Here is a 17,433-nt window from a genome sequence, read left to right on the forward strand (position 1 = left end):
CTGATCGCGGCACTGTCCCGCGACACCCGACCGCTCGACGTCGCGACCTGGGCCACCGCGTACGGCCTGACCCGGCTCGACGACCCGCACACCGTCAGCCTCATCGGCCCGGCCAGCACCGACCTCCACCGGACCTATGCCATGACCACCGACCTGACCACACCCTGATCGTCGCCCACCTCACCATCACCGGACAGCAACCCGCCCCGCTGCTCATCGACGGCACCCACCGCCTCTACCGCGCCTGACGCGAAGGCACACCGCAGCTGCGGGCCTACCTGCTCACCGCCGAGGAAACCCGCCAGATCCAACACCGCACTCCTCGGCCCCGGAAGAACGAGCAGCAAACCGCGATGACACCGCACCTGCCCACCGCGTACCCGCCCCACACCACCGGCGGCGGGCCGCCGCGTACGCCTACCCACGACTCCGGAGGATCCCGATGGCCTACATCCCACCGTGGCGACGGCTCTGCGACTGCCGCTGCATCGTCCATCACCACCAGCCCCGCACCACCTACAACAACCCCGACTGCGCCTGCACCATCACCTGCACCACCCAACCCCTCACCCTCCTCGCCGACCCCTGGAACTGCGCACTCTTCCTCGACCACGACGGCGACCTCTGGCACGTCCCCGCCATAGGAAACGGCACCTTCGACTGGGCATACGCCACAGAAATCGACAACCACCACGACCTCTACACCGCCAGCCGAGCCATCGAGAACCTACTCCGCCAAGCCGCCCACGTACTCCACACCTCCACCACCTGACCGACCCGCACGGTGGGCCGCCCGCACGGGCGGCCCACCGCCCTTTCTGCGCTTCACAACCGACAAAACCGCGACACATCGCACCAACCGACCACGCCTACCGCCGCAACTGCCCGACCACACCACCCTGCTCAACCGCCTGCTCCTCAACCACCAAGACACCCTCCGACACATGCGCGCGCAGGAACCGGCACCGGCTCGCCAGCGCAGCCCCAGCTCCGCGGCCCGGTCCAGCCAGCCGACGATGCCCGGTGCCGGCTCCAGCGCCGCATTCAGTTCCGGCCCGGTACGCCATCCGCAGCGCGTGACTGGACTCACGGTCGTAGGCCGATCCGACCATTGCGGCGAGCGCGCCGTACCGCGGCTCGTCCGCGTCGCCGCCATGGTCGGCGAAGAAACCGACCGGATCGAACTCCAGGCCATGCCGCCGCCACTCCCAACGTCAGCTCTCCAGCAGCGTCGTCTCCGTGTCCATCAGCAGGCCGTCGAAGTCGAAGATGAGCGCCTCGACCGTCATCGCGCAGCTCAACCGCGACAGCTCCAGGGCGTTCGGCTCGCGGCCGTTGCGATCCTCGCCCGGCTCGGTGACCGGGCGCAGCGTGCCCGCCCGCATCCTCGACCGCGTCGGCCTCGTTCGGGTTGCGATCCTCGCCCGGCTCGGTGACCCGGCGCAGCTCGGGCGGGTGCGAGGTGACCCGCCTCCTCGCCCGCCTGTTGCGATCCTTGCCCGGCTCGGTGACCGGGCGCAGCGAGGCCGACGGTTTCGACATCGGGGACGGCTGGGGTGTTGCGATCCTCGCCCGGCTCGGTGACCGGGCGCAGCGCCGCGGCCGGCGTAGATCTTCCCGGCCCGCACGAGGTTGCGATCCTCGCCCGGCTCGGTGACCGGGCGCAGCACGGCGCGGTGCGCCAGGGCGTGGTCGCGGCCGGACGCGTTGCGATCCTCGCCCGGCTCGGTGACCGGGCGCAGCCCACGCCGGCCTGCACGCCGGCCGTCGACCAGCCGGCGTTGCGATCCTCGCCCGGCTCGGTGACCGGGCGCAGCGGCCAGCGACAGCCGGGAGGGCCGGCGCGACAAACCGTTGCGATCCTCGCCCGGCTCGGTGACCGGGCGCAGCCGGATTCCGAATGTGGGAATTGCAGCGCGGGTAGTTGTTGCGATCCTCGCCCGGCTCGGTGACCGGGCGCAGCGCGCGCATCCTGGATTGGCTCACGGAGCCGGGCACATGGTTGCGATCCTCGCCCGGCTCGGTGACCGGGCGCAGCGGTTCATGAGCAGCAGTTATAGCGATCCGACGATGCGACTTGTAGACACACTCGGTCCAGTTTGCCCATTCGATCCACATTTACCAGTTCGGAACCTCCCCAGGTTTCCGTGGTCGCTTAGGGTTCCTAGATCATCAATGCTTCACCTGATCGATCGGCCGTGGCATCTGACAATGGAGGCTACGCGGCGACACCCTGCGTACAGCGGGAGCGCCGCGCCGTCCCCGATCGCCCGTGCCGGAGAGTGTGCGACACCGGCGGACGTCGCTCCAGCCGGTAGCCGATACGTGTTAAGCCGGCTACGGGCTGGCTGCCGCTGGAAGCGGCAACGCTCGGTGTGCGCCTTCGCTGTCCGGTTACCGGCTGGCCCTCGGTGGGATGAGGCGGTCTCGCTCTTTAGGCGGTGCCCGGCGTACGGCTGGGATGGCCTTTGGAAGCACGCGCGGGACACGCGGGACTCGACTGTGCGGGCGTGGCGGACCTGCGAGCAGCTGCTCGACGCGGTCGATCAAGCTGGCGGGGAGATTGACTGGGACAACCCATTCTCGGCCCTGGCGTCAGCGGCGGGGGTTCGCTGGCCGGCACCACGCAGGGCGAAACCAGTTCGAGGCCGTCGAAGATGGCGGCGAACTCGGACTTCCGGCGGTGCCGGCCAGGCAGACGAACAGGCTGGCGCCTACGGCGCATCGGCGACGATTACGGCGTCACCACGATCTTGCCCGTCGGCGTTCCCTTTTCCAGGTACCGGTGTGCCTCGATGATGTCGTCCAACGTGAACACCCGGTCCACCGTCGGCTGCAGCACGCCGGTGCGGACACCGGCGGCCAGGAACGCGGCGACGCGCCGCGCGGTCTCCGGGTCGACCATGTCCGCGAAAGCCATGTAGCGGTGAATGGTCAGCGATGGATTCGCCGGGAAGGATGCCGGCCGCGGGTCCAGCCAGCCCACCGTGGCCAGGGTGCCGCCGAGCTTCGCGGCCAGCGACAGTTCGGCCAGGCCCGGGCCCATGACGGCGTCCAGGATGATGTCGGCGCCCACCCCACGGGTGTGCCGCCGGGTGGCCTCCCCGATGTCCTCCCGGTCGGTGGCGATCACCGCGGCGGCTCCGGCGGCCAACAGGCTCTCCACCTTGGCGCTCTGTCGGGTGACCGCGATCGGCACGGCGCCGATCTGGTTGGCGATCTGGATCGCGGCCCGCCCGACACCGCCCGACGCCGCAGTGATCAGAATCTGGTCCCCGGGCCGCATCCTGGCCCTGTCCACCAGCGCGCCGTAGGCGGTGAAGTAGGACACCCAGAGCGCCGCCGCACCGACGGGCTCCAGCCCGGTGGGCCGTGGCACCACCCGGTCGGCCAGCAGCGTGGTGTACTCCGCGTACGCGCCCCTGGTCTCGAAGTCGGGTATCGCACCGAGGATGACCGGGTCGCCGACGGCCAGTCCGGTCACCCCGGGCCCGAGCGCGTCGATCACACCGGTTCCCTCGACGCCCAGCCGCGCGTGCGGCAACTGCACGGGCCGCGGGGACTGCCCGGCCCGGACCATCTGGTCGAACGGGTTGACTGCGAAGGCCTCGATCCGTACGCGTACCTCGCCGGCTGCGGGCTCGACGACCGGCTCATCGACGACGCGCAGAACGTCCGGTCCGCCGGTCTCGTCGAACACGACTACTCGTGGCATGAATGGCTCCTTGTGCTCCTGGTGGGCTTCACCGGAAAACGCTACGGAGCCGATAGGAACCCGCTGGTACCTTTTGACCTCGTGCACGACGCCCACGGTCAGGTCTTCCTCGCCGACTGCCCCACCCGTCTGGCCGTCGAGATCATCGCCGAGAAGTGGACGGTGATCGTGCTGTTCGCCCTCAGCCTGCAACCCCGGCGCCCCGGCGAGCTGGCCCACCTTATCGGCGGCATCTCCCACAAGGTCCTCACCCAGACCCTGCGCCGCCTGCAGGCATACGGCCTGGTCGAACGCCACGCCTACGCCGAGGCGCCCCCACGCGTCGAGTACAGCCTCACCCCACTCGGGCAGACCCTGGTCGAACCGATCGGGGTCCTGACCGACTGGGCCCGAGACAACGGCGCCGCCATCGTCGAATTCCAGGAACAGAACGAGCACTGAACCAACCCGCTGAAGAGGTCCAGGCGACGCTGAGCCCCAACGCCTCGCGCGCCCTCGCCACGAGGAGCTCATTGGCGGACGGATAGGCGACAGCTTCGCGCGGGGTCGCAGGTGCGGACACGAACACGACGACGACCTGAACCTTTGGGCTACGCGGAGTTGTTCGGCGCCACCACGGCGGCGGCTGCTCCTGCACGGTGGCGCCAGCTCGCGGCTGGTGCGTGGCGGCGCTGGTTGCCAGAACGGAATATCGTCGCGAAGGCCGGAGGCAGCGCGGTGCTTGTCGGAGCGAGATAGCTGAGCACGACGAGTTGCTCGACGGTGGGTGTGTAGGTCGAGCGTCTGCTGGCCGGTGCCCGTGCTGCCGGATGACGAGCTTCGGCGGCGGGGTTCGCGGCTTCGGATTTGCCCCCGAAGCCGCGAAACGTGCGATGACCCTGCGGCGTCAGCAGGATACGCGGAATCCTGGACTTCCGTGTGTTGACCCATTCCGGCGCGGAGTGTGCGATTATCGCACAATGGCTGATGGCTGGGACTGGCCCCTTGTCGGTGAGCAGGTACGACAAGCCCGCCTTTCGTTGGGGATCTCGCAGCAGGATCTCGCCACGATGGTGGGGCTAGATCGCACCATGCTGGCCAAGGTTGAGGCTGGCAGCCGCCGTTTGGACGGCTTGGAGCTGGCTAGGCTCTCCAGGGCGCTGAAGGTGTCGATGGAGTACTTGATTCAGCCGCCGCCAGCGGTGTTGTCCCGACGGGCGGCGCCGCTGACCGAGGAAACCGACACTGAGGCAGCACTGTCGTCGGAACGCCTCGAAATCGCCCTGGTGGAGTGGCTGCGCAATGTCCAGCAATTGCTGGACATTGGCGTCCTGCGTGCCCGTCCGCTGCTTCGCTACCCGCATCCGGTGACGTCCGAGGACGATGCGCGTGGAACAGCCCGGTGGTTACGGCAGCGGTTCGATCTCGGCGATGGACCGATCGGCAGCATCATGGACGTCTGCGAGCGCGCAGGTCAGTGGGTTCTGGTCACCGACCTGCCGGGCGACGGCGCATCGCTCGTCGAGGGCGACATCGCCGTTGCTGTCGTGAGCACCACGGGCGATCCTGGCCGCCGTCGGGCTACCGCTGCCCATGAGTTGGGGCACCTCATCATTGGTGATGAATATTCCGCCGACCTCGGCCTGAGTGCCTCACGTGCAGAACGGGAGACGGTGATTGATGCCTTCGCCGCCGAACTGCTGCTGCCCGTGCAAGCGATTGCCGCAGCCCGTGGGACGGTGAGCCGGGATCAGATCGTGAGCTATGCGGCTCGATACCGTACCTCCTGGTTGCTGGCGCTGCGGCAGGCTGAGCAGGCAGGGGCCATCGACGCAGAGACCCGTAGGGCCTGGAGCCAGGTTCGGCCGACCTACGCGGGGTTCATGGAGGCGGTGGGCTGGGTACCGCAGCCCGACCTCGAGTCGGTACGGGTATCGCCCACGTACGCAAAGGCCGTGATGGGAGCGTTGCGGAACAGGCGAATCACACGTGCCAGGGCTCTGGAGTTGATGCATGGCCACATCGCCGAGGCGGACCTACCGCAGGACGACGACCTGGAAATCGCGCCGTGAGTCGCCCACCGCACGTCAGCTCCGTCCCTTGTGCTCGACACCATGGTTTTCAGCCACTTCACTCTCGCTGACCGGCTGGACGTCTTGCAGGATCTGCTGCTCGATGCCGAATGTTGGACGACTCAGGTGGTTCGGGAGGAGTTGCGGGCGGGATCTGAGGATCATCGTGAACTGGCCGTTGCTTGCGAGGCGGGCTGGCTGACCACTGCCCAGCTGGACACGCTCGATGAGGTGCGGTGCTTTACCAAATGGGCCGCGCGGCTCGGCTCAGGTGAGCGCGACCTCGGGGAAGCGTCCGTCCTCGCGGCCGCCGAACTGCGGGAAGGCGTGGCCATCACGGACGACAGGAACGCGACGCAGGTCGCCCGTTGCCTACGGCGCCCGCGTTCACGGCACCATCTGGCTTCTCGCGGCGGCCTGCCGGGACGGCAAGCAGACCCTGACGGCTGCGGGGAACCTCATTGAGGCATTGAGAGCAACGGGTGCTCGTCTGCCCTGCTCCGGAACGGAGTTCCCGGACTTCGCCCGTAAGCACAATCTCCTGTAGTCGCTACTGACAACTACTCGGCTTAACGAAGGGGCAGTGCCTCGTATGCGGCGGCCAGGGTCTTCGCGTGGTCGACCAGAAGCTGCTCTTATCCGACCGGGGCCGCGACGACGACGCTGACCGGCGACGAAAGGGCGGTAGTTCGCCACGCCGTGGTGCTCGGCGGGCCGGGGAAGCCTGACTCGCCGTTGAAGACGAGGCGTCCGGATCGGCGGTACGCCCAGTCAGGCACGAGCATGCCCACACAGGACCGGTGTGGCCGCCCAGGCCCATCTTCTGTCAGGCACCAAAGTGCGAAACGGCGATCAACTGATGTCGACGTGCCGACGAACCCTCGCCATCGGCAAGCCCCAGGAAACGTCCGCTTCTACCGCCGACCGCGTGCCACCCGACGGTGACTGCTCCCGAGGCCACCCGGTGTCCGGACGTGCCGATGAGCGTGCACACCGTATTGTGTCGGCGATGATCGAGACCGTTGTCCCGGCCACCCGCAATCGGCGCGGCACCATAGCGTTGGTACTTGCGTGCATCAGCCTCGTGCTGTCGCTGGTCACGTGCTGTGGGGCCGGGCTCGTCGCCAGCACCAACGGAATCGACCTGCTCCCAGTGCAGTCCACGCCGCAGGTCGCCAGCGCGGCTCAGGTGGAAGCGGTCGCTCACGTGACCCTGCCGCCCGGAACCGTGCTCCTTACCGCCGCCTACAGCAACGGCCTGGAGACTCTGCTTTCGGCGAAGTTTCGCATACCCAGAACCGAGCTCGACGCCTTCATCGCCACGGCGAAGTTCACTGCGACGCCCGCACCCGGACTACGGGCAGTCGACGCAGAACACAACGTCGGCGGCGGCGACCTGTGGGACCCCGAAACCGCCAAGTCCGTCTCCGGCCTCGATGAAGAGCAACCCACTGCCGACGGCACACGTCGAGCCGTCCTGTTCAACCTCGATGCCCCCGACGCGGTGACCGTCTACTTGTACGCCAGCCGCGGCTGAGCCCTGCGGCCATCCTCTTCGGAACATTCTGCCTGGCGCCCGCGAGCATCGTTCAGCTCGGCGTCCTGCGGTAGATTCGCCGCCCCGACGGCCGACAACGGAGAGGGTCAGCGGAGGGATGGACGCCAGTACCGAGGAACTGCGGGACGCGCACAACGTGCTGTCGGAGTGGTACGCGGAAAACCTGGTCGGGGTGCTGGAGAGCATGCCGGTCGAGCGCGCGATGCTCGACCTGTTCGCCGAGCTGACCTTGGCCGTGGGCGCGGAGGTCGCGGACGTGGGCTGCGGCACCGGACGACTTCTTCCGTACCTCGCGAGCCGGGGCCTGTCGCCGCGCGGGGTGGATCTGTCGCCAGGAATGGTGAAGGTGGCGCGGCGGGAGCATCCGGGTTTCGGGTACGCGGTCGCCGATCTGCGGCAGTTACCGTTCGGGAACGCGTCGCTGGCTGGGGTGGTCTGCTGGTATTCGTTGATCTTCCTGGCACCGGACGCCCGGGTACGGGCGTTCGCCGAGCTGGCCCGGGTCGCGCGGACGGGCGGCTACCTGGTGGCGGCGTTCAAGCACGGCGACGGGACAGGGCATCGTAACGGTCCCGGTAGCCGTGTTGGCAGTCTCGGCATCGACTTCGATCGGTACTGGCTCTCGGCCCGGGAGATGGAGGACCGCTTCACCGCCGCCGGTTTCGCCCTGGTTTTTCAAGGCGAAACCCCACCCGAAGACGCGGAGCCCCGGTACGGGTACATGCTGGTCCGCAAGACCGGCTCCACGAACGCGTAGGGTGCGGGATGTGCTGCCGGCCGGGCGTCGCGATGCGTGACAGGGTGCCGGGGTAAGTCGAACGGTCGGTGGGGCCGACGGGCGGATGTCCGCGCACAGGGGCCTACGACTTATCTACGCCGTACGTCGCGGCAATGAGGTTGGCCGGCACCATGCGCTACGACCGCGCCCGCAAGACCTCGACCGCCGCCCCAACTAATCCTCGCCCCCTACAGTGCCTCCGGAACATGACCAGCCGCTCACGGCTTTGCCGATGACAGTGTGTCTGAACTCGACTGAAGATCGCTTTGCCGCAGTCGCGGGTGATCGGGCGCGGCTACGCGTGGGGTGGGGTGGCTGTGTTCTCGGCGGGTGCCTGGTCGAACTCGTGGCGGTTGCGGAGGATGTCGCTCTGGTGGCCACGGACCCAGTGCACGAGTCCGTCCACGGCCTCGCTCAGTGAGCGGCCGAGCGGCGTCAGGGCATATTCAACCCTCGGGGGTACTTGCGGGTATGCGGTCCTGGCTACCAGCCCGTCGCGGGTGAGGGCGCGCAGCGTCTGGCTGAGCATCCGCTGCGAGATGCCGGCGACCTGCTCGTGCAGCGCGGTGAAGCGCAGTGGGCCGGACGCCAGGACCGTGATGGTCAGCAGCGTCCATTTGTCGCCCACCCGCGCCAGCACGTCGCGGACGAGTTCGATCGTCTGGATGCAGTCCGGCGCGACCCCACGCTGTGCGAGTTCGGTGCCAAGGAGGCTTGTCACGGCTCTGTTCCTCGTACGTCAGTAGCTGACTTCAAAGTGCGTATGGGCGAGCCGGACTAAATCCGCCGGCCGCACGTTTCTTACTGATCGTAACGGACGTGCGGCCACCCCTTGGTGGCCGTGACAGCGGGAGGACGGCATGGTCCGACACGACACCTTCACGATCTCGCGGCACCTCGACGTGCCGCCGGGCGTGGTCTTTACCGCGTTCGCCGATACCGCGATCAAGCGGGGATGGTTCCGGCTTCCTGGCAGCGGAGCTTCATACGAGCACGACTTCCGGGTGGGCGGAGGCGAGACGGCAAGCAGCACCTTCACCGGGCTGGACACGGCGCCCGAGCGGCTGGAGTACCGGTCGCGGTACATCGACATCGCGGACGCACACCGGATTGTCTACGGCTACGAGGCCATCGTCGACGGCGACCTGCGATGGACCTCACTGGTCACCGTCCGGCTCGACGCAGAGACGGACGGAACCCGCCTGGAATGGACCGAACAGGTGGCATTCCTCAAGTGCACGGGGGACGGCAGTACGGATCTGGCGCACCTGCGCGGCGCGAGCGTGCTGCGGCTAAACGGCCTCGACGCGGTGCTGCAATCCGGCCGGCAGCGTCCGCAACGGCGGTGATAGTGCCTCGGGGATCAATCCGCGCAGCACAGCGTTTTCGACCATCAGCAACCATCGGATCGGCAAAGCACGGACCACGCATGACGAACATCGGGATTGCGCCGTTGGTGCGATAGCACGAGATCTCAACGCGACGAGGCCGGTACGTCTCCCGGTGGTGGTGAGGTCCACGATTCGTTCGCGGGTTCCGGCCGCGGCCGTGATTCTGATGGCGCGCCTGATCTCGTGCGGCAGGTGCGCCAGCGGGTCAAGCGCACGGCGCCCGCCGTGGTGGGCTGCGGGGTTCATCTTCTCCGCTGGTGCGCCGACCATGACCTGGACCCGCTGGCTGCGGTGCGGGTGGATATCGAGCGGTACGTGCGTTGGCTGCAGGACGTCCGCCGGTACCAGCCCTCGAGCGTGCCATGGCCGTGCGGGCGGCAACGGTGGTCGAGATCCCCATGGGCGTGGCCGGCGCCGTCGGCGTACGGCACCTCCCACCCAGGCTGGAGGCGGCCTACCAGGCCGGGCCCGACCTGGCCCTTCTATGGCTGACAGGATTCGAAGCTGGCTCGGACCGCGACCCCTCCTGGGCGCGCTGCCCCACCAAAACCCCCGGGGCCTGACAGGGTCGGACATCATCGAGGCATGGGCGATCTTCTCATCAACCTGCTGGCAAGCGTCATCGCCGGCACGGCCGTCTGGCTCACGGGGTTCCTGCTGCGACGGCGCAAGCTGAACCGGGCACGCGCCTTCTTCGGGCTCACCGCCGGGGCGAGTTGTCTGCTGGTGGTATCCCGGCACGCGTCATCGCCGCGCGAGTTCAGCGTCCACCGCCGCGACGTCGCCGCGTTGGTGGAGCTGGCGACCATCGCCCGGGAATGCGGCGCGCACGCGGACCGGGTCGGCGAGAACCAGCCGACCGGGGAGATCGGCCGGCTGACCGAGTTCTGTGTCGGCGGCCCTGGCGGCGCGAGCCCGCGCAGCGCCACGCACGTACGCGCGATCCTCCGTGGTGTGACGTACGAGGTCTTCGACGAGGAGAAGCGCCGGATGTCGTTCACCGTCGGCGGCACCGAGTACGTCTTCAGCCCAGAGACCAGCTACGTCCTGCTCGCCCGGTTCTGGGGGCCGGCCGGCGGGCGCCCGGTGTTCTTCATCGGCGGCCTGAGCGCGGGCAGCAACCTCGCCGGCGCCCGCTACCTGACCAAACACCACCCCGACCTCGCCCGGACGTTCGGTGCCACCCAACCGTTCGCGTTGGTGCTGCGCATCATCGAGCCAGCCGCGTACGGCACCGACTTCACCGAACTGATCGCCGACGTGACCGACATCGCGTTCCAGCCGCCTCCACACCCAGACGACGAGCCGACCCCCCAGCCACCGGAAATACCGGCCACACACGCCAGCACCTGAGCCCTCTGGCCAAGACGGAACGACAAGGCAGCGCCGAGTTGGGCGTCCTGGTCTGCCACATGTCGGGCATGTCCGTGGTCAGGACGCCCGGGACGGCATGGTAACCGCAGGCCACGCCCGACTGGCCACGCCGTCGACCAGCGCGGTCACCTGAAGCGGGCGGTCTGGAGCCGAGGTCGGCTCGGAAGCGGCCGCTGGACCAGCGGGGGCTGCGACGACCTGAAGCCGTCCGCTTCGACCAGTTGGCTGCCTCGTCAGCCGAACGCATGGTGTACGGCGGATCAGGACAGCACCACCGCATAATTCAGCCTTGACTTAATTAAGTATGGGCTGGGATAGTTCCCCGCGTGCACGCGTTCGATGTCCTCGGCGACCCGGTCAGGCGCCGAATACTGGAGCTGCTCGCCGACGGCGAACAGGCCGCCGGGGCCGTCAGCGAGGTGGTCCGGGCAGAGTTCGGCATCTCAGCACCTGCGGTGTCGCAACACCTGCGAGTGCTGAGGGAATCGGGTTTCGTCACCGTCCGCCCGGACGGTACGCGCCGCCTCTACGCCGTGGAGGCAGCGCCGCTGCAGGAGGTCGACATCTGGCTCGGACGCTTCCGGCAGTTCTGGAGCCAGCGCCTGGACGCGTTGGCCACCGAACTCGCCCGTGGCAAGCGCCAACGCCGCGACCCGCGCGACAACCCTGGAATCGCTGGCGAGACACCGGAACGTCGTCAGGCAGCCGAGTCAGATAGCGAGGAATCGACGTGATCGACATCATCAACCAGGTCAACGCCACCCACCGGGAGATCGGCAACCAGGCGGTTGCCGCCGGCGCAGGGCGATCGCTGCTGCTGCAGCGGGTCTACGACGCCCCGATCGAGGACGTGTGGAGCGCCTGCACCGAACCGGAGCGGCTCAGCCGCTGGCTGGGCCCGATCGAGGGCGACCTGCGGGTCGGCGGCACGTTCCAGCTCAAGGACAACGCCGGCGGCGAGATCCTGCGCTGCGAGGAACCCCGCCTGCTCAAGGTGACCTGGGTCCTCGGCGAGGGCATGTCGACCGAGGTCGAGGTGCGCCTGGCACCCGGCGACGACGGCCGCACCGTCTTCGAGCTGGAACACGCCTCACCCGCCGAGATCGTCGACGAGTTGGTGCGCACCTACGGTCCCGGTGGAACGATCGGAATCGGCGGCGGCTGGGACCTCGCGCTGCTCGGCCTCGACCTCTTCCTGCACGGCGTGAGCGTTGACCCGGCCACGTGGGAGGACACGCCCGAAGCGAAGGAGTTCGCCATCCGCAGCTGCCAGGCCTGGGCTCCCGCCATCCAGGCCGCCTGGGGAACCAGCGACGACGACATCGCCGTGGCCATCGCCTTCGCGGTACAGCACTACGCCCCCGACACCAGAGGCGACCGCTGATGACCCACGAGGTCACCACCACCGCCGCCGGCAGGGCGCCCAACGCCGCCGCCCGGGAGACGAGGCTGCTGCGTCGCCGGACCGCTCTACATCGTCGTGGTCGTCCTGCAGATACTCACCAGGGACGGATTCGACAGCAGCCGGCACCCGGCCAGCATGCTGAGCACCGGCGACCAAGGATGAATCCAGATCGCCAACCTCATGGTCAGCGGTCCGCTGATCGTGGCGCGTGTGATCGGGCGGCACCGGACCCTTGGCCCGCCGGTGCGGCCGGGCGGCGCCTGGGGACCATGGATGACCGGTGTTCGGTGTCGCGATGCTGGGCGCGGCCGTCTTCTCCGCCGACCCCGCCGACGGCGTCCCACCGGGCACACCGACTGAGCCGTCCGCGCCCGACCCACCGCGAACCCCGACGGACGCGGACGACCAGCGGATGGCACCCGCTGCGCGAGTGACCCCGCATGATGGACAGGAGGCTGACATGACTGAGACGACAGTGGCCGAGGTGATGGCCGAACTGACCGCGATCGAGGACCCGAAGACACGCGAGGTGAACGAGAGACACGGGGACGACCACGGTGTGCACCTCGGCAAGCTGCGCGAGCTCGCGAAGCGGCTGAAAACGCAGCAGGCACTCGCGTGCCAGCTCTGGGAGACGGATGACACCGCGGCGAGACTGCTGGCGATCCTGATCTGCCGCCCGAAGGCGTTCGAGCGTGACGAGTTGGACGTCATGTTGCGCGAGGCGCGCACACCCAAGGTGCACGACTGGTTCGTGAACTATGTGGTGAAGAAGAACCCGCACTCCGAAGAGCTGCGTCTGGCCTGGTCCGCCGATCCGGATCCGGTGATCGCGAGTGCCGGCTGGGCGCTGACCACCGAACGCGTGACGAAGAAACCCGAGGGCCTCGACCTCGCAGGACTGCTCGATGTCATCGAGACGAAGATGAAAGACGCCCCGGATCGCCTGCAGTGGGCGATGAACCACTGCCTGGCTCAGATCGGAATCGAGCACGCCGAACAACGTGCCCGTGCGATCGACATCGGCGAGCGCCTGGAGGTACTCAAGGACTACCCGACTCCGCCGAACTGCACGTCTCCGTTCGCGCCCATCTGGATTACCGAGATGGTGCGCCGACAGCACGACAGGTAGGAAACCTCCTGCCCACGCTCCTCCGCTGCCCCTCGGGCAGCACGTTCGACAGAAGCTGGCTATCGACGCGAAGCGCAGCGCTCACGCAGGCCTATCCATGCAAACGTTCGATTCTGCCGCGATCCGGTCGCTACCGGTGTGACCGCCTGCCGTCGGCGGCTCGGCCATGCCCGAGCGGATGCGGGACTGCCGACAAGAGTGCATCCAACCTTGAGGTCCGCTGCCACCGTTGAGATACCCCTGGGTCACTGCTCAATGGGCCGACTGTGCCGCGCGGTACGCGCGTGCGATTGTGGACGAGGTGGCGGCCAGCTGCGGACGGGTCGGCATCCAGACGGTCTGGATGCCGAGTTGCTCGTTCATCACAGCGAGCTGGTACTCGTGGCGGAGGTCTGCGGCCGTACGTAGGCCGCGGACGATGACCGTGGCGCCGCGGCGCAGACAGTAGGCAGTGGTCAGGCCGGTCCAAGTGTCCACCTCGACGTTGCCCCAGGCTGCTGGCAGGGTGTCGCGTACGAGTGAGGCCCTGGTCGTGGCCTCGGCGGTTGGCCGCTTGTCGGCGTTCACCGCCAGCAACACGATGATCCGATCGAACATCACCCGAGCGCGGGCCACCAGGTCGCGGTGCCCCGGGGTGAACGGATCGAACGTACCGGGATAGACCGCCAACGAATCGTGGACAGGCGCCACTCCACGCCTCGACGTAGCCGTCACCGCGACTCCAACCGCATGACCACGATCATCCCAGCCGTACAGGTGCCGGCCCCACTTTGGGCCTTGCCGTCGCCGCCTACCACCGCCGACATCCTGATCGCCGCCGATGGTGCGCGCGACTTCCAAGTCGGCTACCGTCGGTGACCGGCCCAAGCGCCCACTCGATGCCCTGATGTAGCCGCAGATAGGGCGCTACGGAGCATGACGGAGATCCCGGACCCCACACCCGAACGTACCGATGAGCGGATGTCCGAGCCACGCTGACTCGAACGCACCGGGAAGCACTCCAGCCGCGCCGAGGGATGCTGGTTCGGCCGGTGCACGGCCTTCACTCGTCCGCTGAAAGGTGGGCGGCCCGGCTACAGGCTCCCCGACTCCGGCCACTTCGACCAGTGCGTGTTGGGCGGCAAGCTGGGCGCGTATCGGCTGAGATCGCCGGTCGCCAGGACATCGGCGATCTGGTGGAAGGTCTCAGACTCGCTGGGGCGTAGCCCACTCACCAGGTCGGGGTGGTTCCACTGGTCGAGCCGCAGAACCTCGGGCAGGTCGACCGGGATCCGGCGCCGCAACTCCCCCTCATCGGCCAGGAGCAACTCGCGATGACGCGGAACAAGCTGACGCAGGACGTTGACCAGATCCTCGCCCGGCTCGGCAGCAACAGCGATCGTCTGGCCGCGAACCACCACCGGCCCTCCACGGTAGGTTTCGGGCTCGTCGGGGTCCTCTATCTGGTTCCAGTTGTCTACTCGTTCGTGAAAGTCACCGTTTCCATAGCCAGGTTCACCGCTGGTCAGGCAGTCGCCGAACACATGGAGCACGTCGATGAGGTTGCCGGCCCGGGGCGAGTAGCCGACCGTCTCGACGATGAGGGCCCACTGCCCAGCGTCCCGGTACCCATGGAGCCGAGCATCGACGGCGTAGTAGTAGCCGTGGCCGAGGTCCGGAAACAGGAACTCCTCGGCAGCGGCGTCGAGCTGTTCGAGGACCTCAGCCGAGCGCACAACTGAGCAGTCTAATCAGCCTCGGCCGCGACCCTGAGGCGTCCATATCCGTTGACCGGGCCCCGCCGGCGTCCGCTCCTGCCAGGATCAGTGCGCTATCCGCTTCTGCGCGTCCGGCCAGTCGGCCACGATGATCAATGGAGCTGAGTCCGGCGACCGGTAGTCATCCCCAGGAAAGTACTCGATGTGCTGATGCTGGTGGACTGTCCGGTCTTCGGCGGTCTCGGCTTGCTCAGCCACACCATCGAGCGCGTTCCCGATGATGTCGAGATACTCGCGACCGCCGGAGAAACGTAGCGCGGTCTCGCCTTGCAGACTGACAAGCAGCGGGCCGGCGGTCGCCTCTTGACTGACGACCCCGCCGGTGATCGCCACGTCAAAGGGCTCAGCATGTTCGCGTAGCAGTCGGCCGAGGGCGCGGAGGGCAGCCGGCGGACCGGCAAGCTCCAGCTCGCCGTCGCTGACGGTAAGGCGGCAGCGCCGGTAATCGTCCATCGGCGCATTGTCCTTCACCTCGAGGCCCCTCGCGTCGCCGGCGCCGCCTTCCGGATCTGCCGCCTTTGCGTGCGCAGCGTTGCGGCGAGCGTGCCTGGATGGCGTCCAGGCGTGTGCCGATGGGTGCACAGCCGGGCGGCAATCCGGTGACCGTCGATCTGGGCGATCAGCTCTCCGGCCATGACGACGTGCGTCTTGGCGGGCACGCGTGTATCGCCGTGGCCTGGCAAGATCGCTGCGGGAGGTGGAGCCGTTGCAGTACAGCTGGGTTTCGTTGGCTGGCGGACCGTTGCTCGTCGCTCCGCGATCGGCACTATCGCTGTGGACCGGTGCGGATACCACGGATGGTTCCGTGGAGAGCTGGGGCGACTACGGCCGGGCGTGCGCGGTCGACGGTTACGTCGGCGTAGTCGCGATCGGTCAGCGGCAGGCGCTTGTGCTGGGTGACGAGCCGGCGATGACGACGTACCTATCCTCGGAACGGCTGTTCCTGCGGTGGGCAGCGGCGAACGAGGAAGACGACCTCGTGAGCGCTGCGCGACGAGCGGTACGTGATGCCGTGAATTGGGACGGGGATGAGGATGTCCGCTGGGTGGCGGACGGACCAGTCGTGATGTTCGATTCGGCGTGGCCCGGAGCGGCGTTGGAGCCCGACAACCACCTCGTGATCGATCTACGCCCGAGCGAATACCGGGTCCGGGCGACGCACCGCTCCGATGGTGACAACTGGATGATCCTCGTTCAGCTTCAACCCGTGCCATGAACGCACAGCCGGGGGCAGGCCAGGCTTGATCAGGACGTCCGAATCTGCCGCCGACCGTGCGTTGCACCGTGTCGGTGACCGTTACTTTCGGTATATCGGTCCTTCGATCGTCTGGGCTCGTTCCCCGTCCGTCTGCCGAACCCGACGATGCTCAGGCATCCGAGTCTGCGGGTGTAGAACGATCATGGCTGTCGAGCGTGTTCTCTAGGCTGATGTCATGTCGGCGGAGCGCAAAATCATTGATCTAGGCGACCACGATCACCAGTCAGTGTCCTCGGGCGGGCCGGCGCCTGACCGCGTTACAGGCAGACGAAAGACGGGTGTACGGCTCGTCGCTGCCTTTGTGGTCGGCATGGTGCTCGGCGGTGTAGCGGTCGGCCAGTTGCGGGACTCGCGGGAGGAACGGGAGCGGAACTCTTCGATCTCACTCGTGGCCTTTGTTGCATCCGGCGGTAACGGGGGTGGGGACGCCAGGGGCGTCTACCAGATGGCAGGACAACTGGCGGTGATCAATGCTGGGCCCGCGCCGATCACTGTCCGTGCGACGTCCGGTCAGCTGCTGGGTATCCGGGTCCGAGGTACCGGGCAGTCTCGGCTGCTGCGTCCCGGCGGCACCGCCTGGATCGAGGTCGAGGTGCGCATCGACTGCTCGATCCCGTTCGGCAGCGAGCCGTTATCAACCCGGTTCACGGTAGAGACCGCCGACGGGAGAGTCAGGGAGGTCAGCCACCCCGTCGCCGTGATCGGCAGCGCCTGGCACCGTGAGGTCGAGCAGCCCTGCGCACACCTCGCTGACCTGGTCAAGCATGACGGCTAACGGGCAGCCGCAGACCCATCGGCGACCTGGCGCGAGCGCCACGGAATCAACCCACGACCGCGTACCCGGACATGCCGCAGAGCACCCGCCACCCGACGGCAACGGAAGCGGTCATTGGCTTTGCGCTTCATAACGATGGTGACCGCGATCTGGTCCGGGACCAGTGCTGCGAATCGAATATCGCGTCGGCCGGGAGGTGCGGACGCGTGGGTGAGCGGAGCAGCGGAACGCGGATTTCT

19 protein-coding genes and 1 CRISPR repeat array are annotated in these 17,433 nt (G+C 67.8%); of the genes, 13 read left to right on the forward strand and 6 right to left on the reverse strand.

The window, feature by feature from the left end:
* Positions 1-134: 134 nt before the first annotated feature.
* The gene (locus AB0M35_RS25890; RefSeq protein WP_363748532.1) at positions 135-314 is read right to left on the reverse strand and encodes a hypothetical protein; all 180 of its coding nucleotides are present in this window, start codon (positions 312-314) and stop codon (positions 135-137) included.
* Positions 315-442: 128 nt separating this feature from the next.
* Here AB0M35_RS25890 and AB0M35_RS25895 point away from each other — a divergent pair, with 128 nt between their 5' ends.
* Positions 443-772: a hypothetical protein gene (locus AB0M35_RS25895; protein ID WP_363748533.1), complete on the forward strand. Its 330-nt coding sequence runs from the start codon at positions 443-445 to the stop codon at positions 770-772.
* A 562-nt stretch (positions 773-1,334) separates the two neighbouring features.
* A CRISPR array of direct repeats spans positions 1,335-2,038; the repeat unit is 37 nt; unit sequence GTTGCGATCCTCGCCCGGCTCGGTGACCGGGCGCAGC.
* Between the two features lie 696 nt (positions 2,039-2,734).
* On the opposite strand, the gene AB0M35_RS25900 is transcribed toward AB0M35_RS25895, so the two are convergent.
* Positions 2,735-3,715: a zinc-dependent alcohol dehydrogenase family protein gene (locus AB0M35_RS25900; protein ID WP_363748534.1), complete on the reverse strand. Its 981-nt coding sequence runs from the start codon at positions 3,713-3,715 to the stop codon at positions 2,735-2,737.
* 81 nt (positions 3,716-3,796) lie between these two features.
* Here AB0M35_RS25900 and AB0M35_RS25905 point away from each other — a divergent pair, with 81 nt between their 5' ends.
* The 5 genes from AB0M35_RS25905 to AB0M35_RS25925 all read left to right on the forward strand — a co-directional run bounded on the left by AB0M35_RS25905 (position 3,797) and on the right by AB0M35_RS25925 (position 8,081).
* On the forward strand, positions 3,797-4,156 hold the full coding sequence (locus AB0M35_RS25905; RefSeq protein WP_363748535.1) for a helix-turn-helix domain-containing protein: 360 nt from the start codon (positions 3,797-3,799) through the stop codon (positions 4,154-4,156).
* 518 nt (positions 4,157-4,674) lie between these two features.
* Entirely contained in the window at positions 4,675-5,766 is a 1,092-nt protein-coding gene (locus tag AB0M35_RS25910; RefSeq protein ID WP_363748536.1) for a helix-turn-helix domain-containing protein, read from the forward strand.
* A gap of 42 nt (positions 5,767-5,808) precedes the next feature.
* Positions 5,809-6,231, forward strand: coding sequence for a hypothetical protein (locus tag AB0M35_RS25915; protein WP_363748537.1), 423 nt, complete (start codon positions 5,809-5,811; stop codon positions 6,229-6,231).
* Between the two features lie 544 nt (positions 6,232-6,775).
* On the forward strand, positions 6,776-7,303 hold the full coding sequence (locus AB0M35_RS25920) for a hypothetical protein (protein WP_363748538.1): 528 nt from the start codon (positions 6,776-6,778) through the stop codon (positions 7,301-7,303).
* 118 nt (positions 7,304-7,421) lie between these two features.
* Positions 7,422-8,081: a class I SAM-dependent methyltransferase gene (locus tag AB0M35_RS25925; protein ID WP_363748539.1), complete on the forward strand. Its 660-nt coding sequence runs from the start codon at positions 7,422-7,424 to the stop codon at positions 8,079-8,081.
* A gap of 316 nt (positions 8,082-8,397) precedes the next feature.
* Here AB0M35_RS25925 and AB0M35_RS25930 read toward each other — a convergent pair whose 3' ends face one another.
* Positions 8,398-8,823: a helix-turn-helix domain-containing protein gene (locus AB0M35_RS25930; protein WP_363748541.1), complete on the reverse strand. Its 426-nt coding sequence runs from the start codon at positions 8,821-8,823 to the stop codon at positions 8,398-8,400.
* Between the two features lie 139 nt (positions 8,824-8,962).
* Between AB0M35_RS25930 and AB0M35_RS25935 the strand changes: the two genes are divergently transcribed.
* From AB0M35_RS25935 to AB0M35_RS25955, 5 genes are all read left to right on the forward strand, one after another.
* Positions 8,963-9,451, forward strand: coding sequence for an SRPBCC domain-containing protein (locus AB0M35_RS25935; protein WP_363748542.1), 489 nt, complete (start codon positions 8,963-8,965; stop codon positions 9,449-9,451).
* Positions 9,452-10,078: 627 nt separating this feature from the next.
* Positions 10,079-10,846 carry a hypothetical protein gene (locus AB0M35_RS25940; RefSeq protein ID WP_363748543.1) on the forward strand — a complete coding sequence of 256 codons (768 nt, stop codon included), beginning with the start codon at positions 10,079-10,081 and terminating at the stop codon, positions 10,844-10,846.
* Positions 10,847-11,193: 347 nt separating this feature from the next.
* Positions 11,194-11,601 (forward strand): metalloregulator ArsR/SmtB family transcription factor, encoded by a 408-nt coding sequence (locus AB0M35_RS25945; RefSeq protein ID WP_363748544.1) that lies wholly within the window; start codon positions 11,194-11,196, stop codon positions 11,599-11,601.
* The gene (locus AB0M35_RS25950; protein ID WP_363748545.1) at positions 11,598-12,251 is read left to right on the forward strand and encodes an SRPBCC family protein; all 654 of its coding nucleotides are present in this window, start codon (positions 11,598-11,600) and stop codon (positions 12,249-12,251) included. The genes AB0M35_RS25945 and AB0M35_RS25950 overlap by 4 nt, the downstream gene beginning before the upstream one ends.
* Before the next feature lie 481 nt (positions 12,252-12,732).
* Positions 12,733-13,404 (forward strand): DNA alkylation repair protein, encoded by a 672-nt coding sequence (locus AB0M35_RS25955; protein ID WP_363748546.1) that lies wholly within the window; start codon positions 12,733-12,735, stop codon positions 13,402-13,404.
* A 252-nt stretch (positions 13,405-13,656) separates the two neighbouring features.
* On the opposite strand, the gene coaD is transcribed toward AB0M35_RS25955, so the two are convergent.
* The 3 genes from coaD to AB0M35_RS25970 form a co-directional block, all read right to left on the reverse strand.
* Positions 13,657-14,094: a pantetheine-phosphate adenylyltransferase gene (coaD, locus tag AB0M35_RS25960; protein WP_363748547.1), complete on the reverse strand. Its 438-nt coding sequence runs from the start codon at positions 14,092-14,094 to the stop codon at positions 13,657-13,659.
* Positions 14,095-14,477: 383 nt separating this feature from the next.
* Positions 14,478-15,119, reverse strand: a complete 642-nt coding sequence (locus tag AB0M35_RS25965) for a hypothetical protein (protein WP_363748549.1) — start codon at positions 15,117-15,119, stop codon at positions 14,478-14,480.
* 87 nt (positions 15,120-15,206) lie between these two features.
* Positions 15,207-15,632: a hypothetical protein gene (locus tag AB0M35_RS25970; RefSeq protein ID WP_363748551.1), complete on the reverse strand. Its 426-nt coding sequence runs from the start codon at positions 15,630-15,632 to the stop codon at positions 15,207-15,209.
* Between the two features lie 226 nt (positions 15,633-15,858).
* Here AB0M35_RS25970 and AB0M35_RS25975 point away from each other — a divergent pair, with 226 nt between their 5' ends.
* Entirely contained in the window at positions 15,859-16,377 is a 519-nt protein-coding gene (locus AB0M35_RS25975) for an immunity 21 family protein (protein WP_363748553.1), read from the forward strand.
* A gap of 217 nt (positions 16,378-16,594) precedes the next feature.
* Positions 16,595-17,194, forward strand: coding sequence for a hypothetical protein (locus tag AB0M35_RS25980; RefSeq protein ID WP_363748554.1), 600 nt, complete (start codon positions 16,595-16,597; stop codon positions 17,192-17,194).
* Positions 17,195-17,433: the final 239 nt, after the last annotated feature.

Origin of the sequence: Micromonospora sp. NPDC051196, from assembly GCF_040682415.1 — a bacterium.
In the GTDB taxonomy this organism is placed as follows: domain Bacteria; phylum Actinomycetota; class Actinomycetes; order Mycobacteriales; family Micromonosporaceae; genus Micromonospora.